Source organism: Sphingobacterium siyangense (assembly GCF_007830445.1).
Lineage (GTDB): Bacteria > Bacteroidota > Bacteroidia > Sphingobacteriales > Sphingobacteriaceae > Sphingobacterium > Sphingobacterium siyangense.
Genome location: NZ_VLKR01000022.1, coordinates 82570 through 106986, shown reverse-complemented (window position 1 = coordinate 106986; position 24417 = coordinate 82570). Strand labels below are relative to the sequence as shown.

Sequence of the window (24417 nt, the reverse complement as noted above, 5' to 3'; positions counted from 1 at the left end):
ATTTCGATCTTTGACTAGCATTAAAAATAATGTAGCCTCTTATTCCCTCATTTGGAAACCTTTGTCCAATTATCTTTCAACAACAAAGAGACTAGTGGGTGTATAATGGGAATCTGGTCCAGTACTGAAATACTCCTTTCCGTTTTTCCATATCCATAGTGTTCTACTTGTTCCATTTTTTCTCCATCCTGCTGCAAATACATTTCCTTTTAGTACTTTCATGTCTGAAAGTTCAGCATCTATCGAAGGATCGGAGTTGATGTTCCAGTTTAGTGATACCGTATTCTTCCATACTGTTGGCTGGTTATCCAGGGTTCCGCCTATTAGGAGATTGCTTCCTTCTGTTGTTATTGCCTGACCATAATTTACTGGCGCTGGTTTTGATGGTAGTATGGACTGTTTCCCGTTTTTCCAGTACTGGACAGTCTGTCCAATGCCTCCAAAACCAGAACCGACAACATATATGTCACTTCCGAGAACGGTGATCTGGTTAGGGACGATATTTTCAGTATTCTTATTTTCCAACACAGTTGGCGTTCCATTTTTCCAGTATTTACCCTGAGTTCCTATTTCGTCATTTATTTCATACCCGGTCAGGTAGATGTCATTGCCATGGACATATATATCATATAGTCTGGCCGTGTTGGTCCCGTCCGTCACATTAATGACCTTTCCATTTTTCCAAACGCAAGCTATCCAATTTTCTCCGGCTTTTTGATGTCTACCAGCGACATAGATATCATTTCCGGAAACGAATACTGCCCTAGCTTCCGACCTTATCGAAGCGGCGGGCATTTCCAAATTTTGGATTATACCATTTTTCCATAGCACAGCAGTCTTGGGGTGATATTGCCAGGTTAAATCGGAATTGATAAACCCTACCACGTACACATTCGCATCCGAAACAAAAATATCGTTAGCAGTAGCAGATACGTTACCGCTGTATGCAAGCATAATCTCTTTTTCCCCATTAAGATAGAATGGTCTGTTTACCCCATTCACCTTTTTTATTCCTGTCACATAGACATCGGCCTCGATCGGCTCAGGTTGACTATCCTCGATCGGATCATCATCCTTCCCGCATGCCATCAATAAAATAAAACTAAAGCTGGCCAATATAAGTTTCAGGAAAAATCTCAATTCTCTCATAGTTAATTACTTCATATTACTCAAAAAAATGATCGGCTGTCGTTCCAGCCTGAGGGTAAAGGTAGATAAACTTTATGCTGTTCTCCTATCTACAAATTATCTACAAATTCACCATATTGCTTGAGAATGATATAATCAAGATAACCTTTAAACACGCTCTCAAAAGCATCGCGTTTAAAAGTAAAAGAAGATGAATAGAATCTTTATTGAACTAAAGGTTTAACTCATATCCGAATCAATTCTAGAATAGGATTAGTAGCTGTTCGTTGGAAGTTTATGAGAAGCCAGCTTAGTCCTTAATTATTTTGCAATTAGATGTTTAAATGGATTTTTAAGTTGTTCTTAATACGGTTTTTTCAAACTGTTAGCCGAATGTTTATTTGAATAGAATTGACTAGCGAAAAAATCCGGTTCAAAAAATAATCTGCTATTCTCTCAAAAATTCTTCCAGATCGGTATCCTTATCCAGACCGAACTTCTGTTTCAAGCGGTACTTAAACATTCGGACGCTCTGGGCCTCCACATGCATCGCTTGCGCAATCTGGTTGGTGCTCATCTGAAGGTGAATGTAAGCGCAGTATTTTAAATCAAGTGGGGTAAGTTTCTTGACGGCTCTGGCTGAAAGCTGACTGAAAAAATCGGGATGTAGCAGTTGGATCTGATTGATAACATCCTGAAAATCGGCACTGATCAGCATTTCTTCTTTTAGGAGTTTTTTTATAGGAGCAGCATCGCCATCATTCAACTGCGTTTTGATCTGCTGCAACATATCATTTTTATGTTCGATCATCAAGGAGCTTGCCAGCGCTTCTTTTTCAAGCTGCTTGCGCTTGAGTTCCAGTAGTTCCTGCTCGGCGCGTAGACGTGCCTGTTCTTCCTTTTCCAGCTGGAGCTGTATTGCAGCCCGTTTTTCGCCATCTTGCTTTTCCAACTGAAGTTTCCGCTCACGTTCGATGGAATAGCGCAGCCTAAAGTGATAGGAGCGGAACATAAAACCCAGACCGAGCAGCATCGCCAGAGCAAGCCCACCGTAAAGATAATTTTGTTTTTTACGAAATTCGGCTTTCTGGCTGAGCAAAAGTAATTGTTGGTTTTTCTTTTCGGTCTCATACTGCACCGCCAACTTCTGTACATTAAATAACTGCTGTTGATCAAAGGTCTTTTTCAGCAGCTGCTCCGCTGTCTGCTGATAGTTGAGTGCCGTTTTCAGGTCATTCTTTTTGGTAGCAATCTCGGCAAGGTGCTTAAATACGGTATATTCAGATTTGTAAAAGGTATTTCCGTCCTGTTTAATCTGACTGATTGACTGCAGTAAATACTGCTCTGCAAGTGGCAGATTATTTTCTAGTAAAGCAAAATCACTCTTGATCCCATAGACATTGACCCAATAATCTGCTGCGGCGTTATTCTTTTTTAGCTCAGTTTCTGCCAGAGCCAAATAGTGGAATGCCTGTTTTTTTCTTTCGTGCAGCGATGCCTTTGAAAACTCAAAGTAAAAATTGGCCAGATTGATGCAGGTGATCACAAAACTATTCGGACTGATGTCGCTGCGAGCTTGCTGATAGCGGCCGAATGATTTTTGGAGGTAGTGGAAGCTACTGTCGAGTAGGGATCTCTGCGGCTGCTTTTCATAGCGGGCCTGAAACATGCTCGAGAGCCCATTATAGACATTTACAAGCGAATTGTTATTTTTGGCTTTTCGCGCATAATGTTCACATTGGCGAATGTAAAAGTTCATTTTTTCATCTTCGTTCCAGCGGCTGTATACACCATATAGCAGGTAATTCAGGGCATATTGATTTTGTGGGTCTTTTTCGCTTTTTTCCAGTAACCGTAATCCTTTGAGGGCACTTGTTACGACCTCATCGGGTAAACCCAGTTGCCGGTTCAGTGCGGCCTCGGCACGGTAAGCCATGGCTTTGGCTTCGTTTGTGCTGGCTTGCTGGGCGAATTTCTCGCTATTGTCCAGACTACTCTTACTCAGTAACAGGCTGTCGAGTGTACCGTAGATCAGGCTTTGCTGTGCGTAGAAATAGACCATTTCATCAGCCGTATTTTTCTTGTTTTCGATTGCTTTTTCGAGGAGTGCCAAGGCTTCCTTTGCCCGATTGTTGATCCGGAGGTTTTCCAATTTCCCTAAAGTCTGCTGCACAGCTGGGGTTAGCTGCGCTTTTGCGCAGCAAGCTATCGACAGGATCAAGATCAGTAGAGGGAAGTTTTTCAAATACATATTATTTATATACAACAAACGTGCAGTGTACCAAATTTAATATTTAAATCTGTAATGATTTTTATTCGGGCTCTAATCTTATTTTTTTAAACATGCTGTTTTTCAGTGTTTTGGCGAATTTGTAGATGTTTTGTATATACTGTTTTTTTTGTTAGTAGATGTTTTGTCGGCACCTTAGGAAAGGTTTTTGAATCAGATTCTGACATATTTGCTTAAACAAAAAAATATAACATCATGAGTCCCAGAGTACAATCTATTCTTAGTTATATCGGTATCTTATGGCTAGTCGCTTATTTCGGCGGAAAATCGCAGCGAAATGATTTCAGTAGCTATCACCTCAAGCAGGGCTTGGGGCTTCTCCTTTTTTCTTTTCTGTTTGGCGTGATCGTCAACATCGTTGGCTTCTTTTTCGCGTCGCTTGCAGGGATATTAGCTTATGCAGGCATATTGTTTTTTATCGTGATGGTCATCGGTATAATCAATGCGGCCAATGATGTGAAAAAGCCTTTACCCTTGGTCGGTGAATTATTTGACAAGCAATTTCCATTTCTAGATAGGGAAAGCAATACGGACTAAAACAAATTAATCATGAGTAGGAAGGATTTAGGGAATGGTTTTGTGGTAATCGATGACAGCTTTATCTTGCATTTCGACAGCGAAGTGTACCGAAAGTTTTATGCTGACATTGATTTTCAAAGCTTTGAAATCATCCAAAGTAACGGTTCTACTTTCCATTACTTTAAGGATAACAATCATGTTTACCTGGAAAGTTATAGAAATAGATTCTGTATTCTGCCTGATGCTGATCCTGTGGATTTTCAGATCCTTGATTTTGAAAAAGGCATGGCAACCTCGGGAGGCCACGATTATGTTTTTGAGCAGAAGCTTGCCTATCGCCTTGCTGATTTCAGGGAGCTCCCAGGGATCTATCAGCTAGTAGGCGATTCGGTCTACTGTGCGTATTTTAAACATGTTGAGGATGCCGATGCAACGTCTTTTGAAGTGCTCCACGGAGAGCGTATCGGAAATGTGGCGAAAGATAGTAAGCATGTCTATTTTCGCGATGAAATCGTACCTGATGCGGATGCGGAAAGTTTTAGTATTCTAGCGGAATGCGTGGGCGGAAGCTATTACCGGGAATGTGATCATACCTTTTACGCGACGGACAGACGCTGGGCATTTTATATAGACAGCATCGCAAAATCCATTAAAACCATCAAAACAAAAAATGTACAGCAATTCGGTTTTGAAGTGCGAGACGAACTGGGCTATGCGTTTGATGGAGAATACCGCTATCTGTATGGAAAAAGAGCTCGGCAGTAAATGGTCGTTATCAGTAGCTCTTTACTGAAAGATGTTGAAGGAAGTGTTAAAAAAAGGAGCGGAAATGGTGAATTGGTCAATGCAAACAAATCAATTAAAATATGTCTGTAAAGAAAATAATGGGAATAATCATCACGATAGGAATTGTAGCCATGTTGGGCTTCGGATTTTTTCTGTACGCGACCATCAAAACGAAGTCTACAGGTGTGAGCCAATATCCACCGTTTAAGCAGTGGGTGGGAAAAACAGTGACACTGGATAAGGAGACAATTCTGATCAGTGAAAGGGTGAAGCTATATGCACAAAACGGTTATCCATATCTTTTATTTGATAGCTTGCATCCCGACTGGCCTTATATTGAAGAACGCATCCGGCTGGGCGACTATACACTGGTGGAAAAGTTTCCGGCCGGCATCAGCTTTCATATTGAAAAAGCCGTCCAGTTTACAGGGGGTGTCTCGGGCAGTTCGACCCCCTTTGTTTTTGGGAAGGTCCGCTATGGGGGCAAAAGCTACGGAACGGCCTATCAGTGGGGGACTATGGATATTGCAAAATTTATGGATAAGGTGGACGCGAGCTGGCACTTTCATCAGGCTCCCTGGCAGCCAAAGGCAGATACAGTATTTTATGCGCTGCCAGAGGCACGGTGGTGGTAACTTAAAATTAAAATGTGATGAAGTACAGGGCAATAAAAGATATACGGATTTATGAAAGCGACATTCAAAATGGTAACGGAAATGGTCTTCCGAAACAATTGGGTACGCTTTTTCTGCCGAGCAATTTATTTTCTAATAGATACTGTCCGGGTGATTAACGGAAAAATCATCATGAAGCCTAAAAGAACATTTATTGCATCTATGAATAGTCATAACTGTCTGATTCCTATTGAATTAAAACTACATGGTCACGAAAAAATGTAACTAATCTCTCTATTTTTTTAACTTCAACCCCAAAACATGAAAATGGCAACAACAATACATATGATACTGCTCTTTATTGGATTGGCACTCCTTATGTTAGGCATAGTCTCTTTTAGCCGCGCAAGGAGACTTATGAGCAATGGTTCGCTCGTACTGGCGACAGTCGTCGAAAATATTCCTTCTCGGGGCAGTGAGGGTGGTATCATGTATACGCCCCTGATGGAATATAGCATAGATGGCAGCGTCAGAAGTTTTTCACCTTCAGCAATGGCTAATCCACCGGCTTATGCTGTAGGCGAAAAAATAAATCTGATCTATGATCCGAACAATAATAACGATATACGCATCCGCTCCTATTGGGGAGTGTATTTGGCCAGCAATATCTTATTGGCCATAGCTTTGCCGATGGTCTTGATCAGCATCGGTTATTTTCTATTCAAAGCAGGAATTATTTAACGTGCAATCTTATGGAACTAGATACACTTTATATTCAGATTCAAATCGAAAGGAAAAATTTAGCAGGGTTCTTTTCGGCAAAACCAAGCCCCGAAGACTTGGACGAAAATTGGCGAGAGTGGTGGGGCAGTCGCGAAATGTATAGTAAAACAGCATTGGAAGCTATCCCTACCTATTCGAAACAGTACAACCGTGAGGTTGTTGATGAACTGCTCTGTGACCGCTTTTGCGCAGCAGCGGAACATTATGACGAGGACAAACAATGCTGGACTTTCATAGCACTCAATTTTAGTGAAAACTATCATGAAATCCTGCCTATGCTGGCTTTTATAAAGCAACTGGCCAAATTTTCCGAAGTCGGACTGGCTCTTATTTATAATTGGATGTGGGGTGGTGAATCCGTGATGGCTTTTGTCCAAATTCAGCATGGACAGGCATTACTTCAGCCGGTTAGGGAATGTGCGCAGATCGCCCCCGAGATCCTAAAGGATATAGATAGCTATTTACAAGTCGTAGCCGATAATCGCTATAATAAACAAAGTGATTAACGTCCTTCCTGGAAATTGTGTCAACAAATAACAACATAAAATACCCATAATCTTTTAGATATGTTTTTTCTACTCCAACAATATGAAGCAACGCGTTTTGCAGCCGGCCATTTGCAAAATCCTCAGACAGCAGAACAGGCTATGGTTTTGGTGTTTTTACGAACTAAAATGCACATGGCCGTTTGTACAGTAAATTCTAAAAAAGCGACTGGCGAATTTAAGGATCTGAGTACAGGAAAGGTGATCTCAAGGCGACTATGGACAGCTGAAATGAAGGCTTTCTACCAGACAAAGAGCAAAGAAGTACCAAGGCCACCCTTTGTGTTCAAGATGACCATTCTGGGCTGGATAGCCACGCTGCTCATTGTCGCCGTATTTGGAATGATCATTTACGACGGAATGAAGCCGCCGTTGCCAAAGTCGGCGGAAACAATCGCCATGGAACAAAAGCCTGCTGTGGGTGATGTATATTTTGGCCATTTCGAAGCGCGTCCGGGACCTGGCGACCGCTTGGGATTCGGTTGGTTCAAGGTCCTCAAAGTGGACGGCGATACCTATTATATTGCTAAATCCACGATCATGAGCAAAACCAGCAAGCCCAAAGAACAATTGGACAACAGTACTTTTGAGGCGGAAGGAACTCCAGTTAAGATAACAGAGCAGGCTGGATATCTAATCAATCTAAGATCTGCAGATCGGGGCCTGGAAATTTATTTTACGGATAAGAACTAATGTTAGAAATAATTTCACTCCTATCTAGATAGCTGAATATGAGTTCAGTAATATTCAATTTTAGTTTAAGAGATAGGTCAAGGGCAATATACTGGAAAAATAGACAAGAAGTTATTTTAGCAACTGGCTCTGGGATTCATGCAACTTGGTTAACAGGTTCTATCTTTGTAGCTGGTAATGATGTCTATGTAGCGGGAGTGAGTATTGACCCAAATACAAATGAACCCATGGCTGTCTACTGGAAGAATGGACAAATGGTTATATTGGCAAAAGGGGAAACTTTTACTCAAGCATTGGCAATTGCAGTTGCTGGAAATGATGTATATGTCGCGGCTTTGTTTATTGGAGAGGGGACGAAAAGATCGTATTTCGAGGGATTGGTTTGATACCGAAGGAATATGGAGATTGGGGTCACGAAATCTTAATAACTTTTGTAAATTAGGAAAATAGTAAAAAGCGTTGTCTGTTGACAACAGACAACGCTTTTTTTTGTTTGATTATTTACTTATCAGCGTCTAAAGGAACAAGATATGGGCGGAAAATTGATCCTAAAGTTCTCACTTTTGGTTGGACAGCTATTCTTATGGGAAAGCTGTACCCATAACTCACATCGGGTGACGGTAGAAAATACTAAAAATGAGATTACAGCAGTGTCATTTTCTACGGTTGGCGGATTTACAGCAACACCTTCAAAAGGTTATACGATTAAGATAACAAGAGATAGTGTTTATTGTCTGTTTTCTGCAATTGATACAGCCCAGAGTACCCTAAAATCATATGGCAATACGGAAGACAAATGGAACTTCCTATTGGATAAAATTGATTTGGAAAAATTTATTGCCGCTAAAGAGGAGGAGTCGCGTCAGCCATACGACGGAATAGATATAAAAATAAGCATTGCAACAAAAAAGGGGCAATATGTAAAACTGAATGCTTACGATAGCCCTAGCTGGAATCGCGTATATAGACAATTGGAGGAATCGTTCCCCCCAAAATCATATGGAAACAAAAAATTAGACAAGTGAATCAATTAAAGACTGTATCGCTTACAAGAGCTTTTCGTAACTTAGGTTGCTCTTCTCTTTTTGCTATGAGAATAGCAAAGGAATGGCACTCTTTGATGTAAATATATCGAGCTATTAAAATGTGAACCGAAATGGATGAGCAATTCAAACAACAAGTATATGAGGTTGCAAAGCTGATTCCCAAAGGTCGAGTAACGACTTATGGAGCCATAGCAAAAGCTTTGGGTTTTCCTAACCACTCAAGGCACGTCGGGAAAGCGATGGGCGGATGCCCGAAAGATGTTCCTGCTCATCGTGTTATATCAAGTAGCGGTATACTTGCTGTGCCTGGGTTTCAAGAACGGCTTGAAGCTGAAGGACTTGTTGTGAATAATTTACGGATCAAGGATTTTAGAAAGTTGTTTTGGAATCCGATGGAGGAATTAATCGATTAATTTAATAACATGAAATACTGTGCTTTTCTACGTGGCGTCAATGTGAAGGGAACCAATATGAAGATGGTAGATGTCTGTCAAGTTTTTAAGGACGCCGGTCTAACTGATGTCACTTCGGTACTGGCTTCTGGAAATATTGTTTTTTCGTCGGACAAAGCGGCCGACCCGCTCAAGCGGCTATTGGAGGAGTCCATGTCGGCATATTTTTCTTATGAAGCTTTTTTATTCATCCGGTCGCAGGAAGAGGTGGAATTGCTGCAGGCAAACATTCCGTTCGAAACGCATACGGACTTCCATGTATATGCTTTTGTAGGGACAAAAGGTGTCGAAACAATACTGATGGATGAATTCAGCAATTCGACGCAGGTGCTAGGGGAGAAGGCTGAAATTGTCAATACAGTCTTTTATTGGCGTGTGCCTAAGGGAAATACTTTGGACTCCAGCTTTGGAAAGGTGCTAGGGAAAAAGAATCTTAAAGATAAGATGACAAGCCGGAATATCAACACCTTTGAAAAGATAGTGAAAAAAATGGGTTAATCAACGGAAAGAGCCCGGATAGTGCCGGGCTCTTTTTTGTTTTATGGAATTCAACCGGGCGCAAAGCGGTTCTCCGGATGAAAACTTCTGTGCCATTAATCTTAATCGATCTCAGCCGATTTAGCCCAGATATTAATATGCCCATCTTTTGCATAAAGATCAATTTCGTGAATTTCCTCCGGACTAAACGACAGATTTTTCAGTGCACCAACGCAATCAACAACCTGTTGTGGTCTTGATGCACCAATGAGCGCCGATGTAACCTGCTTCTTACGTAATACCCAGGCAATCGCCATCTGTGCGAGCGACTGTCCTCTACGCTGTGCAATTGCATGTAAAGCCTGGATATTCTTTTGATTTTCTTCGTTCAGAAATTTTGTCTGAAGTGATTTGGACTGCGAAGCGCGACTATTCTCCGGGATATGTTGTAAATATTTATCGGTGAGCATGCCCTGTGCCAGGGGAGAGAATACGATAGAACCAATGCCTATCTCATCCAAGGTGTCAAGCAAGCCATCGGTTTCCACCCATCTGTTTAACATGGAATAGCTGGGCTGATGAATAATAAAAGGTGTACCCAATGATTTCAGGATCGCATAGGCCTCTTTTGTGCGTTGCGAGTTATAGGATGAAATACCGACATAAAGTGCTTTTCCGCTGCGGACTAGCTGATCCAGTGCCAACATGGTCTCCTCTAAGGGGGTATTGGGGTCGAAACGATGTGAATAGAAAATATCGACGTAATCGATACCCAGGCGCTTGAGTGATTGCTCGCAGCTTGATATCAGATATTTACGGCTTCCCCATTCTCCATAAGGCCCATTCCACATGTGATATCCTGCTTTTGATGAAATAATCATTTCGTCGCGTGAACCGTAAAATTGTTCTTTTAATATTTGTCCGAAGGCCTTTTCGGCGCTCCCAGCAGGAGGGCCGTAATTGTTTGCGAGGTCAAAATGGGTAATTCCCAAGTCAAACGCGGTTGTGCAAATATCAACTTTGGTTTGATGGGGCGTGTCGTCACCGAAATTATGCCACATTCCCAATGAGATGGCAGGCAATAGAAGACCGGATTGACCACAACGATTATAGATCATATCTTGATATCGGTCTGGATTTGCTGTATACTGCATAGTCTTGAATAGTTTTAATCCAAACTAAGATAAATTTATGCTTATTTGCAAGTTTTAACTAGATACTTTATATGTAATTTTTTAGTGAAGGGCAACTTTCGAAAGGATCTTATGCAGATGTCCTTCAAGCGCATTTGGAAAACTGCAGGGGAATGTCTTTTATAAATCGAAATTTAATGTATTTTTATATGAAATCTAAGAAACTGATTAATTCGTACTATGAGGAAAATTCTGACCATCCTATGCTTTCTTTTTATTGTATTGGGGAATTGTTATGCACAATCAAAACATCTGCTTTTCAAGACTGATTTTGGCGATTTTAAAGTTGTACTTTATGACTATACGCCCAATCATCGCGATTTGATGTTGCGATCCATTCGGGATACTGTGTATCAGGGAGCATTGTTTAATCGCATTATTGAAAATTTTGTTGTGCAGGGCGGAGAGCATGATATTGATATTGAAAAACGTGAGGCAGCAGATCCCCTTCATAAAAAACCACGATTGGCAGCAGAGTTCGATGACCGGGCTTTTCATAAAATGGGTGCTCTGGGGGCAGGACGGGATGGAAATCCCGCGAAGGCATCTTTTTTGAATCAGATCTATTTCGTGGTTGGAAAGAAAATCACGGCAGCTGAGCTTGATAGTCTGGAATTAAAGAAAGGCATAAAATATACTGCAGCACAACGTAAGGAGTACTTAGCTCGCGGAGGACAGCCAAGACTCGATCATGATTTTACCGTTTTTGGTGAAATTTATGAAGGCTTTGATGTGATCATGAAAATAAGTCGTGTAAAAACAGATAAGCAAGATTATCCACTTCATAAAGTGCCTTTTAAGATTGTTGAAATAAGTAAATAATCTTGACCACCGAATTAATATTGATAAAAAAAGGGCTTAATTGCCCTTTTTCTATTTACGATGTTGATCAAATTCTTCTTTAAGCTTCTGATAACGTTCTTTCCACTCGTCTGGTAGCTTTTTCGGGATATCTTTGAGACTTTTCAGCTGAAATGCAAATACACAGGCTGCGAAACCAACCGTACTAATAGCCATTCCTGTCCAGATCACCAGTGAGAAACCGGCAAATAATGGATTCCAAAGCAAGATAAAGCTGAAAATAATACCTAAAATGGCAAATAACAAATTCCATCCCCAAGATTTATTACCGTAATTTTTGAGATCAAAGGAAAAGGACAGCAGTTGGAAGGATTTAAAAAGTGCATAAAAACCCACGATAAATGCCAAGGTGCTTGCTGATAACAGCGGATTGGCAATCAGCAATATGCCGAATAGGGTATAGAGGATGCCCCCGGTGAGGTACCAGCCCCAACCATCCACTTCATCTTTATTCTGCACGGCAAATATGATTTCCAAAATACCAGAAATAATAAATGACCATGAAAATAGAATCGCTAATGTGAGAAATGCAGCAACAGGTGTGGAAATGGTATAGAAACCCAAAAGAATTAATAGAATACCGATAATCAATGGGATATACCAATGCTTGATGGATGTCCGGATCGTTTTAAAAAATGAATTTGCCATAATAATGAGTTAAAATATTGCAGATAAAAAAGCCCCATTAATTTCTTAACGAGGCCTTACATATATAAAACTGATTAAATTAGGCAAAAGGAAAATATACTAGATCTTTCCAGTCTCTTTTAAAAGTTTGTAATATGCATACACGATATTGATTTCAGCATTTGTGTATTTCAATTCCGCTTCAAGTTTTGAGTTTGATGCATCCATGATATCGACGATCAACGCCAATTGGTTCAAATACTTTTTCTCAATAATACGATAGTTCTCATCTGCAAGCGCTTTATTGTACTCCAAAGTCTTGCGTTGTGAGTAGGCCTCATTGTATTTAATGTATGCAGTATTAACAGCTACGCTGGTTTTTTGTTTCAGGGCGCTTGCGTATTTCTCGTTTTTTTCAATTTGTAGATCATTTAGCTTAAGCTTTTTTCCAGTGGTGTAGACTGAGGAAATCGTATAGCTTAGCGAGATACCCGTATTCCAGGTATTCATGTATTTGTCGATCACCGGCATCACATTGGTGATGGGTTTCACAAGACTGTTTCCCGCGAATACGCTAAGGGCAGGGGATCGTTCCGATTTTGTAATCGCCTTTTCTGTCTGCAGAAGCTCGGTCTCTTTGGCCGCAAGTTGAAGGCCCGGGCTGAACACATAAGCATCTTGTTTCAAGCTCGCGAGGTCTGCCAGCTGAAACCTGCTATCTAATAATTTATCATCCGGCTCAATTACTGTGCCCTCCTGTAGTCCTAACGCGACGATAAGCTCGTCATTCAGGATTTTCCGATTGTTTTGAATGACCTCTTTCGCTAGTTCCAATTCAGATATTTGCAATTGGTTTCGGATGACATCATTTTTGGTGATCATGCCCTGTTTATATAATTTTTCCGTCAGGTCTAACCTTTTGTGGGCAAGCTCAATATTTTGATTATAGACAGCTTCTTGATTTTTAAGTTTGAATAGATCAAGGTAGTACCCTAAAACCAAAATTTTAATGTTCTGTTCTTCATTCTTATGATCTAATTCAGCCAGTTCTTCGCCAAGAGAGGATGCTTTGATACTATTTTTTACCACACCTCCTTTCCAGATAAGTTCTTTCGCCTCCAAAGCATAATTATTGCCGAAATGGGGTAGAGGTACCTTTTCCGACCCCGAGAGGTCTTTGTCGATCAAGGTAGCATTGCCGAGGTAAAAGGCCGATGCCGAAGCGCTGATTTCGGGAAGCCTTCTTAATTTTGCAACTTCTGTTTTTTGTTTGGCGATACTTACGGCGGATGCCGAAACAATAAGATTCGGGTGATGATGGATGGCAAGTTCAAACAGCGTTTCAATTGTTATTTTTCGGCTGTTTATGCTGTCTTGACCGTATGTTTGATTGCAAAAGAATGTAAAGAAGCATAACGTCAAGTAAAAACCTATTTTTCGGGCTCTTGACTTTGTATTCATGGTATTTAACTTTGTCTATATATGTGCTACAAAGTTAGTATGCCCTGGGGTGAAAAGAAATGTTTGATTACTGCTTTATGATGTTCAATTGGTAACAAGATTTGCCTGTTGTTCACGAAATAGCTTAGGTGTTATGCCGACATGTTTTTTGAAAAACTTGCTAAAAGCATATTGATCTGAAAAATTAAACTCTTGTGAGATCTGGTTGATTGTTTTGGTAGAAATGGTGAGCTGCGCTCTAGCTTCTGTGACTAGCCAGTTACTGATAATTTCCGAGGGCGATTCTTGTGTAATCTCCTTGACGCTGATCGACAGGTATTTGATGGAAATGTGGAGGCGGTCGGCGTAGAATGCGAGATCGCGCTGCGCTTTGTAGTGATCAGCTATAAGCTGTAAAAAATGTACGGTAATTTCTTCCTTTCTCTTGTTGCGTGCCTTTCCGGAGCTTTCACCAGCAGTATAGATCACATCGGCCAAAAGGTAGATAATAGCCATAAAAATATTGATGTTGGCTTTTTGGAGAAAATCCTTCTTCGGGTCGATCGGTTTTTTACGATTGCTATGCAAAGTGCATAACAATGTCCAGATAGCTTCAAAATCGTTGGGGGCGGGAGTAAAAGGTGTGGAATGATTGGCATTGATTAACCGATACGCATCATATCGACTGATCGACAAGCGTATTCGGTTAGAAAAATTCCGGTCATAATGAAGGATTTTAAATATAGCATCGGTACTAATTGTTGTAAAGCTGTAGTACTTATTGTATCCGATAAAGAGGATACTGCCAGCTTGGAGATCGGTAAGCGTACCATTGCTATTGACCTGGATAGAGCCTCTATACAGCAGTATACAAGTCGTCCATAAGGGGTGATAGTAGTAGTCTTCTCCCTTCGCAGGAAGTTCCGATTGATCTATAAGTTCTATTTCATTCATTTTTATAATAAAAAAGTAAGGAATAGTGTAGGCAACTTTACCGCTATAATAGCAAAAAATTGTTATATCCTGTTTAGGAAAAAGGGACAATCAGTTTCTTTGGTACTGGAAGCTCAACAATATAAGATTGGAGGAGCAGCCCAAGAGCGACTCCATCAATCCTATATTATCACCTTTAAAAAGCGACTTTTTTAGGGTCCGATCCGGAAAACCCCATTTCAGGTAAATCGAGTATAGTTTTGATATCGCTTGCTGTCAGCTCAAAATCGTCGATCACTAAATTTCTTTTAATATTATCGGGATTGGTTGATTTTGGCAGCGGCAAGATACCCTGAGATAAAGCAAATTTGATACAGAGTTGTCCAACACTAGTATTCTTTTCCTTAGCCAAAGCAACGAGTGTTTCATCCTGTAATATTCTGCCCGAACCCAGGGGTGACCAAGCCTGAACAAGGATGTCATTGGATTGGGAGAGCGCCACGGTATCTTTCTGAAGATACCCCGGATGAAATTCAATTTGGTTCACGGCAGGTACGATTGTCGCTGACTCCAATAATTTGGCGAGGTAGTCTTTTGGGAAATTACTCACACCGATCGCTTTTATTTTTCCCTGTTGAAACAGATGCTCAAAAGCTCGCCAGGTGTCCGCATTGATGTCTGCCCAGTTTGCAAATTGTGTTTCATTGGCTGGCCAGTGAATCAGGTAAAGATCGAGATAGTCCAATTGTAGATCGCTGAGTGATTTTTCAAATGCAGCAATTGTCTTATCGTATCCACGTTCGGTATTCCAGAGTTTTGTTGTAATAAACAGTGAATTACGATCTATACCACTGTCTTTTATAGCCTTTCCAACACTCTTTTCGTTTCCATATATAGCTGCAGTGTCAATATGTGTGTATCCAGCGGCAAGAGCTTCTTTAACTGCCTGATAAGCTTCTTCGCCCTCGGGAATTTGCCAAGTTCCAAATCCAATTGCCGGAATTTCAACTCCATTGTTCAATTTGAATGTTTTCATTGTCAGTTGCGTTTTTTAATTTGAGCTAAAATAGGATTTCGCCTGTAGTATCCGGTCACTGAAATGTCAAGAGGGATACTTTTGGGCGGAGCTGAAGCGACTTATTCTGTATTGCCAAAATATATTTATTTTCACAATTTTATTGTCAAAAGGGGGGCAATTCCTCGTTAATTATGGCATTAATTCTTATCTTTAGGCGAATTTTTGAGAAATTCAGATTTTTCAATGATTTCATATAGCATTAAAAATTAAACATATTTCTAATAGATTACTATGTCAAACAAATCAAAAATTGTTTGGACAAAAACAGATGAAGCTCCTTTATTAGCGACTTATTCGTTTTTGCCTATCGTTCAAGCGATTACAGCTACAGCTGGTATCGATGTTGAATTGAGAGATATCTCTTTAGCAGGTCGTATTCTTGCTAGCTTTCCAGAATTTTTAAAAGAAGATCAAAAAATTGCTGATGCATTGGCTGAGTTGGGACAGTTGGCAACAACTCCTGAAGCAAACATCATTAAATTACCGAATATCTCCGCGTCAATTCCGCAGTTAAAAGGTGCTATCGCTGAATTACAGCAAGCAGGATACGCTGTTCCGAACTATCCTGATGAAGCGACCACAGATGAAGAAAAATCAGCCAAAGCTAAGTATGCAAAGGTATTGGGTTCTGCTGTAAATCCTGTATTGCGTGAAGGAAACTCAGATCGCCGTGCACCTAAAGCGGTTAAGAATTATGCAAAAGCAAATCCACATAAAATGGGTGCTTGGGCGAAAGATTCCAAAACAAAGGTGTCATCCATGACTTCAGGTGATTTCTACGGTTCAGAACAGTCGGTAACCGTTGAAAATGAAGGCCAATTCAAAATTGAGTTTGTTGATGAGCAAGGTGCAGTGACAGAATTAAAAGGACTTTCTGCATTGAAAGCGGGTGAAGTTATTGATTCTTCAACGTTGAGCTTAACTGCATTGAAAGCTTTTGTAGCTGATGCTATCGCTGAAGCGAAAGCCGCAGGAGTATTGTTGTCTGCACATTTAAAGGCAACAATGATGAAAGTTTCTGATCCGATTATATTTGGTGCTGTTGTTGAAACTTATTTTGCAGATGTTTTTGCGCAATATGGCGATTTGTTCAAAGAGTTGGGTATCAATAAAAATAACGGTTTAGGCGAGGTTTATGCTAAAATCGCAGGTCATGCAAAAGAGGCTGAAGTGAAAGCTGCTATCGACGCTGCTATCGCAAATGGTCCTGCTTTAGCGATGGTAAATTCGGATAAAGGTATTACAAATTTCCACGTACCTTCTGATGTAATTATTGACGCTTCTATGCCAGCAATGATCCGTATCGGTGGTAAGATGTGGAATAAAGACGGTCAAGAAGAAGATACGATTGCGATGGTTCCTGATCGTTGTTATGCTGGTGTTTACGAAGCGACAATTGAAGACTGTAAGGAGCATGGTGCTTTAGATCCAAAAACAATGGGTTCTGTGCCAAACGTAGGTTTGATGGCGCAAAAAGCTGAGGAATACGGATCCCATGATAAAACTTTTCAAGCTGCAGGAAACGGAGTTATTCGTGTGGTTGATGCGGAAGGAAATGTTTTCATGGAGCAAAAAGTAGAGACAGGAGATATCTTCCGTATGTGTCAAACGAAAGATGCTCCGATTCAAGACTGGGTGAAATTGGCTGTAAATCGTGCCCGTCTATCTGAGACACCAGCTGTATTCTGGTTGGATGAAAACCGCGCACATGATAGAGAAATCATCAAAAAAGTAGAAAAATACTTGCCAAACTTTGATACAACTGGTCTGGATATTCGTATTTTATCTCCGATTGATGCGACGAAATTCTCTTTGGAACGTATTCGTAAAGGCGAAGATACTATTTCCGTGACTGGTAACGTATTACGTGATTATTTGACGGATTTATTCCCGATCTTAGAAGTGGGTACATCAGCTAAGATGTTGTCGATCGTTCCATTGATGAATGGTGGTGGTTTATTTGAAACAGGTGCTGGTGGTTCGGCTCCGAAACACGTAGAACAATTCCTTCAAGAAGGTTACTTGCGTTGGGATTCATTAGGTGAATTCTTGGCACTTGGTGCTTCTTTGGAACACTTGTCTCAAACACAAAATAATCCAAAAGCGCTGGTATTGGCGGAGACATTGGATGAAGCAACGGAGAAATTCTTGGCTAATGACAAATCTCCGGCACGTAGAGTTGGTCAGATCGATAACCGTGGGTCGCATTTCTACTTGACATTATACTGGGCTCAGGCTTTGGCAGCGCAAACAAAAGATGCTGAATTAGCTGAGAAATTTGCGACCGTTGCAAATGTGTTAACAGAAAATGAAGCGAAAATCAATGAAGAATTGATCGCGGCTCAGGGGCATGCACAAAACATCGGTGGTTATTATTTCCCGAATGATGAATTGGCAGCTAAGGCAATGCGTCCATCTGAAACATTGAATAATGCAATTTCCAGCATTTAAGCGGTAATTGCTTTCATAACAAAGAAGCCCAGTTCGATTGATCTGGGCTTTTTTGTTGTTTGCAAAAAAGAAGTAATTCTGCTATTTTAATGGATGTTTAACACCTGTAAAGGTCATCTTAACAGGTATGATATGTCCATTTTTGTCAAATTTCATTTCTTCGATGCAGGTTACCCGCTCATTGGCTCCATCTTTGCCAAGCGGTCTACGGTGATAGACAATAAAATATTTGTCCTTGTTGGGTATTTTGATGACTGAATGATGCCCGGCGCCAACAGCGACTTCAGGATCCCGTTCCAATATTGTCCCGATGCGCTCGAAAGGGCCAAAGGGCGAGTCGGCGATGGCATAAGCGACTTTGTAGTCGGGGCCTGTCCAGCCACCTTCCGACCACATGAAATAATATTTTCCATTTTTTATAAACATAAATGGTCCTTCGACGTAATCCTTAGGGGTGATTTCCTTGTAAAAGGTCCCGTCATCAAAAGGGAGCAAGCCTGTGAAATCTGGTTTTAGTTTGACCATATTGCAGTGCTTCCAACCGCCGTAATACATGTAGAAAGTGCCGTCTTTATCTTTGAAAACAAACTGATCTATCGGCTGAGCGCCATTGATAATATCGTTGATTAAGGGTTTGCCCAATAGGTCGGTATAAGGGCCTTCTGGCTTGTCGGCCACAGCGACCCCAATGCCTCCGATCTCGCCCTGATGCACATCATTGGCTCCGAAAAACAGATAATATTTGCCCTTATTTTCCAATACCGCAGGTGCCCACATGGCTTTTTTTGCCCATTTAACGTTGCTGTTCTCCAAGATACGGCTATGTTTTGTCCAGGTGGCCAAATCGGAAGATGAAAACGCGTCAAAGAATATCTGCTCTTCATAAGGCGCCGAATAGGTCGGGAATATCCAGTATTTATTGCCGTAGATAATGCCTTCAGGATCAGCGTAGTTTCCCGTGATAACAGGATTCTTCTGGGCAAAAAGTGTCGCGGTTAAAAGTAAGGTTGTTGATGTTAAAAATGTTTTAATCATTATGTCGGTTTAAACTTGTAAGGTACGGGATAGATTTGATTGGGATATGCCTAAATGGATCATTTATATGCCCATTTGTCTCATTGTTTTTTGAAATGTTAAAATTTTGTTAAAATCTTATTATGCTTTCGATTGTTTCCGATTTATTTCACATATTTGTTTATGTCATTTCCAAATGACATAAATACTTTTCATAAAATAGGTTAATAATATGGCTAAGATACCCAAAGTCTCCCAGACTTTGGGTGTTTTTTTATTCTCGCTCTAACCCAAAAATCATCACTAGTTTTCTGTCGTTATATAAATTTAAGGTTTGTTCGGCTATGTCAAACTGAATTTGTTTTTGTTCAAAAATTTGAAAAAAGTCATTTTCGATATTTACGCCATTGCAGGCGCGCATGGTGCTTGCTAGGTGCAGAAAGCTGATTTTATCGTCTTTAATGGCAAAATTTCCCCAAAAATTGTTGCATCCCGTTGTGCCGGCAATCGTACCATTTTTGGCATCGAACCCGATACTTGCTTTGCTAGAGCTAACATCCTTTCCATTTAACTGAAGCAGATTCCACTTAAAACGGGCAAGAAATGCAGCCACACTGGGCAGTTCGTTTGCACGTTCTCTCGATAGGACTTCAATTAAACTATAACTGACGGAGTCTGTATCTTTTTGTTTCGTTTGTTTTACGCGAATGCGGTAACGGTAGCCCTCCTGGTAATCGAATCCTTGAATTGTTGACGTGAGGTACTCCCATTTATTCCTTTTGTCAGATTTTACCTGCAGACATTTCAGTTTGCCAAGGCTCTGGGCATTCACGTAGTTTTCTCCAACTTCCCATGTGGCCACCGCTGTATTTTCCGATAGTGATTTTGTAATCGTTTTGGCTAAGGTATATGTCGAATGTGAACCGTTTTGACGTTTGAGGATCCTGATGTCATATTCAAATTTTGGGTCATAATCAAATTGCAAGATTTCGGCATAGAATTTCTCCCAATTTTTGCTGTTGTAGTATTTGACAAGATACGGCGGTGTTTGCTGAAGACCAGATTTTACTTTTACGCGAAATGAAGAGCTCTGGGCAAGTAAGCTTTGACAGGGGAGTAAGAGTGTTAAAAAAAGGAGTAATGAACTGTATGTGGAAGGCTTCTTCATAATTAGAATGTAAATATCAATAAAAACGTATCTTTAAACATGAATATTGCACGGGTGAATCTGTGCCTGCTACTTGTATTTTTTCTGTTAAGTCTGCAGGTTTACAGCCAAAATAGGAAGGATTATTTTAAAACGCAAATTGCCCTTGGGGAATTGACGGATCCACAACTGAAAGAGGTGTCGGGTATCACACCGGCTTATCGGGAGGGCAATTTTTGGGTGCATAATGATAGTGGTGATGGTGCAACTATCTATTTAATCGATCGTCAGGCCAAACTACTGAAGAAATTTTCACTCGAAGGGGTATCTGTCGTCGACTGTGAGGATATCGATCGGGTGAAAATTGGGGATACCTATTTTCTCGTCCTTGCGGATATCGGAAACAATACCGGGAAAAGAACCTGGACATGCCTGTATGTATTTCCTGAGCCTCAGGCTGATGATCCTGGGCTTATTCCGAAAAAGTCAATTCGGGCGATCTTTCTTAAATTTCCGGGCCAGAAACGTTTAGATGCCGAATCGATTATGATTGATCCAATAGACAAAATGTTGTATGTAATATCTAAACGTGAATTTCGATCGACTGTTTATTCCGCGGCGGTATTTACAAATTCAAAACAGCAGTATTTTACCTTAAATGGCGTAGCGGAGCTGCCATTTACTTTTGCTACTGCTGCTGCTATAGATCCGACGGGTACACAGTTGCTTGTAAAGAATATTACCCATATTTTCTATTGGCAGAGGAACTTGAGTGAATCCTGGAGACAGGTACTCCAACAAATGCCGGCTATTCTGCCTTATCAGGTGGAGCCACAAGGGGAAGCGATAGCTTTCGATAGCAAGGGAAATGGATTTTATACAATTAGCGAGCGTCCATTTGGTTTAAAATCCTATCTTTATTTTTTTGAAAGAAATCAATAAATTTATGATAAACACTAGACCTATTTTCAGTTATTCGGAACATAATTTTCCTCAAACCGAACCTATCAAAAACTGCCTATTTTGTCCGAGAGGTATTAGACTGATGTTAATTGCCTTCGTTTTATTTTTATGTACCCCCACGAACACCTTTGCTGCTAAAGTGGACACCCTGTCCATTCAGAGCCCATCCATGGGTAAAGCAATTAAGACTGTCGTAATTCTTCCTCAAAATTACTCGAACAAAATCAGTTATCCGGTCCTTTACCTGTTGCATGGTTATTCCGGTAATTATAGCAATTGGGTTAAAAATTCAAGTGTGAGCGCATTGGCGGATCAGTATGGTTATATGGTCGTTTGTCCCGATGGTGGTTTTGGAAGCTGGTATTGGGATGTCGCGAATGATAAAAACTACCAATATGAAACCTTTGTGTCCAAAGAGCTGATTGATTATATGGATCAGCATTATTCGACGATCAAAGATCGGAGCGGAAGGGCAATTACAGGATTAAGTATGGGTGGGCATGGTGCGCTGTCGCTAGCCATAAAACATCAGGATAGCTATGGCGCTGCAGGAAGTACAGCTGGTGGGGTAGATTTTAGACCTTTTCCCTTAAACTGGGAAATTAAAGATCGCATTGGGAATTACGCTGATGTACCGCAAGAATGGGATAATCGGGTTGTTATTAATATGGTGCCCAAATTAATCAATAATAAACTTCGCCTAATCATCGATTGCGGTAAGGAAGATTTTTTCTATACTGTGAATGTTGCACTGCACGATAAATTGATGTACCATAATATAAATCATACCTTTGTTACAAGTGAAGGTGGACACAATTGGGAGTACTGGTCTCGGTCAATTGTTTATCAAATGGCTTTTTTTAAGGGATATTTTGATCAAGCGAAGAAAAATGAAAAGAAAAATGGATAAATATTTGGCATAAATGAATAAAATGCTATTTTTGTTAAACAGAGACCTTAACTAACAAATTATAAACTTATTATTAAGCCTTACAAATTGTAAGGCTTTTTTATTATTTTCAGCAAAATTTTTGACTTCACTTGATTATGTTTAAACCTATAAAGGTTGTATTTTGTTTTTCTTCCATTTTGTTCTGCGCGCAGCAAGCGTATAGTCAACAGTCTAAATCTATTTCTGGGTTTGTTAGGGACAGTATCAGCGGTGAGAATATCATTGGCGCCGTCATACGAAACGATACAGAGAAAAAATCCACCGCTTCAAATAAATATGGCTTTTTTAGTTTGTCTGTCCGTGATGCCGGCAAAGGAATGGAAGTATCATCTGTAGGCTATCAAACGAAAGCATTTTCTGTCCATCTTGGCAAGGACTCCACTTATATTATTCAGTTGGTACCTGAGGAAAATCAGCTCGCTGAGGTTACCGTAACTGGAAATAGGCGCAAATCAATAAAGGATCTAACCCCTGGGTTGACACAATTTAGCCCTAAGGAAATCGAAAAAGTTCCTGTACTATTTGGAGAAAAGGATATTCTCAAGACCATTCAGCTATTTCCTGGAGTAACCAGTGGGGGGGAAGGAAGCAGCAATTTTTATGTGCGTGGCGGCGGTGGTGACCAAAATCTGATTTTGCTGGATGAGGCTCCTGTCTATAACAGTTCCCATTTGTTCGGTTTTTTCTCGACCTTTAATTCCGATGCGATCAAAGACGTGAATTTCTACAAGGGAGGTGTTCCAGCCCAATATGGAGGCAAAATATCATCGGTCATGGAAATTACCACCTTGGATGGAAACAACCAGCATTTCAATGTAGAAGGTGGCTTGGGTCTTATTGCTTCGCGTCTTAAATTGGAAGGACCAATTCAAAAAGGCAAGAGCTCATTTATGATCTCTGGTAGACGTACCTATGCCGATCTTTTCTTAAAGCTTTCAAGTGATGAGAATATTAAGAAGAGTGCGCTCTTTTTTTATGACCTCAATGCAAAATTAAATTATCGCATCAATGATAAGAATACACTTTACTTGTCTGGATATTTCGGCAAGGACGCGATGGCTTATCATGATCTGTTTGATTTCAATTGGGGAAATGCGACTGGAACCATGCGTTGGAACCATGTGTGGAGCAATAGGTTGTTTAGCAATACTACGCTTATTTTTAGCAAATTCAATTATCAGGTTAAGATTGAGGATGATAACAACTTTAAAATTCGTTCAGACATCTTTAATTATAATTTTAAACAAGATTTTCAATACAATCTTTCGGACCGTCACAATCTAAAATTTGGATTGCAGGCAGCCTTGCAGGAAATCCGACCGGCAAGTATCGAAGCGGGAGAAGATTCGAAGGTGAATTCATTGCAAATTCAACATCGCAAGGGTGCTGATGTTGCTGCTTATCTAACCGATGACTGGTCTATTACCGATCGTTTAAAATTAAATTACGGACTGAGGGCATCTGCTTACGCAACATTGGGGCCGGGTACATTTTATACCTTCGCTCCTGCAGGTGAGGCCGTAGATTCTACCTATGTGGGAAATGGCAAGTTGGGTAAAAAGTACTTCTATCTGGAGCCTCGCATTTCCTTAAACTACGCTATCAATGATTTAACGACGGTAAAGGCTTCTTTCAATACAAATGTTCAGTACCTGCATCAATTGAGCAATACAACCAGTAGTCTTCCTACAGATCAATATGTGCTGAGCAATAATACGATTAAGCCCCAGCTATCTAATCAGTATTCGCTGGGTTACTTTCGGAATTTTGCATCCAACAGATATGAATTCTCTGTTGAAGGTTATTACCGAGATTTAAAGAACCAGATTGACTATAGGAATGGTGCCGATCTACAGGCAAATGAATTGCTGGAAGGAGAATTGCTGTTTGGAAAAGGTAGAGCCTACGGCATTGAATGGTTTCTGAAAAAGAGACTGGGGCGATTTAGCGGCTGGCTGAGTTATACGTTGTCCAAAAGTGAGCGGCAATTCGAACAAATTAATGATGGTCAATGGTTTAACGCACGTCAGGACAAAACGCATAATATAGCTATCGTAGCGCAGTATCAGTTAAATCCGAAGTGGAATTTAAGCGCAAATTTCGTCTACTATACAGGAGACGCTGTAACGATGCCCGCGGGGAAATATTTTGTTGACGATCGTACAATCTTTTATTACGATAAAAGAAATGGGCAGCGGATGCCTGCTTATCACCGCCTGGATTTGGCAGCAACTTATGATATTAAGCGAACAAAGAATAGCTACTCGAGCTTGTCGTTTGGTCTATATAATGCCTATAATCGAAAAAATGCTTATTTGATCGACTTTAGAGAAAAAGAAGGACAATCCAATGTCACCGAGATTTATCGGATAGCATTATTTGGGACGATCCCATCGATTACTTGGAATTTTAAATTTTAGCAAAG

25 protein-coding genes are annotated in these 24417 nt (G+C 40.5%); 16 read left to right on the top strand and 9 right to left on the bottom strand.

The window, feature by feature from the left end:
* Positions 1-69: 69 nt before the first annotated feature.
* Both IQ31_RS18715 and IQ31_RS18710 read right to left on the bottom strand, forming a co-directional pair.
* Positions 70-1149, bottom strand: a complete 1080-nt coding sequence (locus tag IQ31_RS18715; RefSeq protein ID WP_145329180.1) for a hypothetical protein — start codon at positions 1147-1149, stop codon at positions 70-72.
* Positions 1150-1576: 427 nt separating this feature from the next.
* Positions 1577-3373, bottom strand: a complete 1797-nt coding sequence (locus IQ31_RS18710; RefSeq protein WP_145329178.1) for a helix-turn-helix transcriptional regulator — start codon at positions 3371-3373, stop codon at positions 1577-1579.
* Between the two features lie 240 nt (positions 3374-3613).
* On the opposite strand from IQ31_RS18710, the gene IQ31_RS18705 reads away from it, so the two are divergent.
* The 11 genes from IQ31_RS18705 to IQ31_RS18660 all read left to right on the top strand — a co-directional run bounded on the left by IQ31_RS18705 (position 3614) and on the right by IQ31_RS18660 (position 9354).
* Positions 3614-3955, top strand: coding sequence for a hypothetical protein (locus tag IQ31_RS18705; protein WP_145329176.1), 342 nt, complete (start codon positions 3614-3616; stop codon positions 3953-3955).
* A 12-nt stretch (positions 3956-3967) separates the two neighbouring features.
* Positions 3968-4702, top strand: a complete 735-nt coding sequence (locus IQ31_RS18700) for a DKNYY domain-containing protein (protein WP_145329174.1) — start codon at positions 3968-3970, stop codon at positions 4700-4702.
* Between the two features lie 119 nt (positions 4703-4821).
* Positions 4822-5358: a hypothetical protein gene (locus IQ31_RS18695; protein ID WP_208734313.1), complete on the top strand. Its 537-nt coding sequence runs from the start codon at positions 4822-4824 to the stop codon at positions 5356-5358.
* Between the two features lie 17 nt (positions 5359-5375).
* Positions 5376-5516, top strand: a complete 141-nt coding sequence (locus tag IQ31_RS27370; protein ID WP_158638916.1) for a hypothetical protein — start codon at positions 5376-5378, stop codon at positions 5514-5516.
* A 148-nt stretch (positions 5517-5664) separates the two neighbouring features.
* The gene (locus IQ31_RS18690; protein ID WP_158638915.1) at positions 5665-6078 is read left to right on the top strand and encodes a DUF3592 domain-containing protein; all 414 of its coding nucleotides are present in this window, start codon (positions 5665-5667) and stop codon (positions 6076-6078) included.
* Positions 6079-6089: 11 nt separating this feature from the next.
* Positions 6090-6626 carry a hypothetical protein gene (locus IQ31_RS18685; RefSeq protein WP_145329168.1) on the top strand — a complete coding sequence of 179 codons (537 nt, stop codon included), beginning with the start codon at positions 6090-6092 and terminating at the stop codon, positions 6624-6626.
* Between the two features lie 60 nt (positions 6627-6686).
* Positions 6687-7358, top strand: a complete 672-nt coding sequence (locus IQ31_RS18680) for a hypothetical protein (protein WP_145329166.1) — start codon at positions 6687-6689, stop codon at positions 7356-7358.
* A 38-nt stretch (positions 7359-7396) separates the two neighbouring features.
* A complete protein-coding gene (locus IQ31_RS18675; protein WP_145329164.1) occupies positions 7397-7744 on the top strand; it encodes a hypothetical protein in 348 nt (115 codons plus the stop codon).
* A 144-nt stretch (positions 7745-7888) separates the two neighbouring features.
* Positions 7889-8383 (top strand): hypothetical protein, encoded by a 495-nt coding sequence (locus IQ31_RS18670; protein WP_145329162.1) that lies wholly within the window; start codon positions 7889-7891, stop codon positions 8381-8383.
* Between the two features lie 131 nt (positions 8384-8514).
* A complete protein-coding gene (locus tag IQ31_RS18665) occupies positions 8515-8817 on the top strand; it encodes an MGMT family protein (RefSeq protein WP_145329160.1) in 303 nt (100 codons plus the stop codon).
* A 9-nt stretch (positions 8818-8826) separates the two neighbouring features.
* Complete coding sequence (locus IQ31_RS18660) at positions 8827-9354, top strand: DUF1697 domain-containing protein (RefSeq protein ID WP_145329158.1); 528 nt, start codon at positions 8827-8829, stop codon at positions 9352-9354.
* Positions 9355-9455: 101 nt separating this feature from the next.
* Here IQ31_RS18660 and mgrA read toward each other — a convergent pair whose 3' ends face one another.
* The gene (mgrA, locus tag IQ31_RS18655; protein WP_145329156.1) at positions 9456-10487 is read right to left on the bottom strand and encodes an L-glyceraldehyde 3-phosphate reductase; all 1032 of its coding nucleotides are present in this window, start codon (positions 10485-10487) and stop codon (positions 9456-9458) included.
* Between the two features lie 219 nt (positions 10488-10706).
* On the opposite strand from mgrA, the gene IQ31_RS18650 reads away from it, so the two are divergent.
* Positions 10707-11348, top strand: a complete 642-nt coding sequence (locus IQ31_RS18650; protein ID WP_145329154.1) for a peptidylprolyl isomerase — start codon at positions 10707-10709, stop codon at positions 11346-11348.
* 51 nt (positions 11349-11399) lie between these two features.
* On the opposite strand, the gene IQ31_RS18645 is transcribed toward IQ31_RS18650, so the two are convergent.
* The 4 genes from IQ31_RS18645 to IQ31_RS18630 all read right to left on the bottom strand — a co-directional run bounded on the left by IQ31_RS18645 (position 11400) and on the right by IQ31_RS18630 (position 15423).
* Entirely contained in the window at positions 11400-12035 is a 636-nt protein-coding gene (locus tag IQ31_RS18645) for an HdeD family acid-resistance protein (RefSeq protein WP_145329152.1), read from the bottom strand.
* A gap of 99 nt (positions 12036-12134) precedes the next feature.
* Positions 12135-13475: a TolC family protein gene (locus tag IQ31_RS18640; RefSeq protein WP_145329150.1), complete on the bottom strand. Its 1341-nt coding sequence runs from the start codon at positions 13473-13475 to the stop codon at positions 12135-12137.
* Between the two features lie 84 nt (positions 13476-13559).
* Positions 13560-14408 (bottom strand): helix-turn-helix domain-containing protein, encoded by an 849-nt coding sequence (locus tag IQ31_RS18635; protein WP_145329148.1) that lies wholly within the window; start codon positions 14406-14408, stop codon positions 13560-13562.
* A gap of 175 nt (positions 14409-14583) precedes the next feature.
* Positions 14584-15423, bottom strand: a complete 840-nt coding sequence (locus tag IQ31_RS18630) for an aldo/keto reductase (RefSeq protein ID WP_145329147.1) — start codon at positions 15421-15423, stop codon at positions 14584-14586.
* Positions 15424-15696: 273 nt separating this feature from the next.
* Here IQ31_RS18630 and IQ31_RS18625 point away from each other — a divergent pair, with 273 nt between their 5' ends.
* Positions 15697-17916, top strand: a complete 2220-nt coding sequence (locus IQ31_RS18625) for an NADP-dependent isocitrate dehydrogenase (protein ID WP_120336013.1) — start codon at positions 15697-15699, stop codon at positions 17914-17916.
* A gap of 81 nt (positions 17917-17997) precedes the next feature.
* On the opposite strand, the gene IQ31_RS18620 is transcribed toward IQ31_RS18625, so the two are convergent.
* Together IQ31_RS18620 and IQ31_RS18615 are read right to left on the bottom strand one after the other, a co-directional pair.
* Complete coding sequence (locus IQ31_RS18620; protein ID WP_145329145.1) at positions 17998-18951, bottom strand: glycoside hydrolase family 43 protein; 954 nt, start codon at positions 18949-18951, stop codon at positions 17998-18000.
* Between the two features lie 253 nt (positions 18952-19204).
* On the bottom strand, positions 19205-20098 hold the full coding sequence (locus IQ31_RS18615; RefSeq protein ID WP_145329142.1) for a DUF4377 domain-containing protein: 894 nt from the start codon (positions 20096-20098) through the stop codon (positions 19205-19207).
* A 39-nt stretch (positions 20099-20137) separates the two neighbouring features.
* Between IQ31_RS18615 and IQ31_RS18610 the strand changes: the two genes are divergently transcribed.
* The 3 genes from IQ31_RS18610 (at position 20138) to IQ31_RS18600 (ending at position 24412) form a co-directional block, all read left to right on the top strand.
* Positions 20138-21019, top strand: coding sequence for a hypothetical protein (locus tag IQ31_RS18610; protein ID WP_145329141.1), 882 nt, complete (start codon positions 20138-20140; stop codon positions 21017-21019).
* A gap of 4 nt (positions 21020-21023) precedes the next feature.
* A complete protein-coding gene (locus IQ31_RS18605) occupies positions 21024-21950 on the top strand; it encodes an alpha/beta hydrolase (protein WP_312352700.1) in 927 nt (308 codons plus the stop codon).
* Between the two features lie 137 nt (positions 21951-22087).
* Positions 22088-24412, top strand: coding sequence for a TonB-dependent receptor (locus IQ31_RS18600; RefSeq protein ID WP_145329139.1), 2325 nt, complete (start codon positions 22088-22090; stop codon positions 24410-24412).
* Positions 24413-24417: the final 5 nt, after the last annotated feature.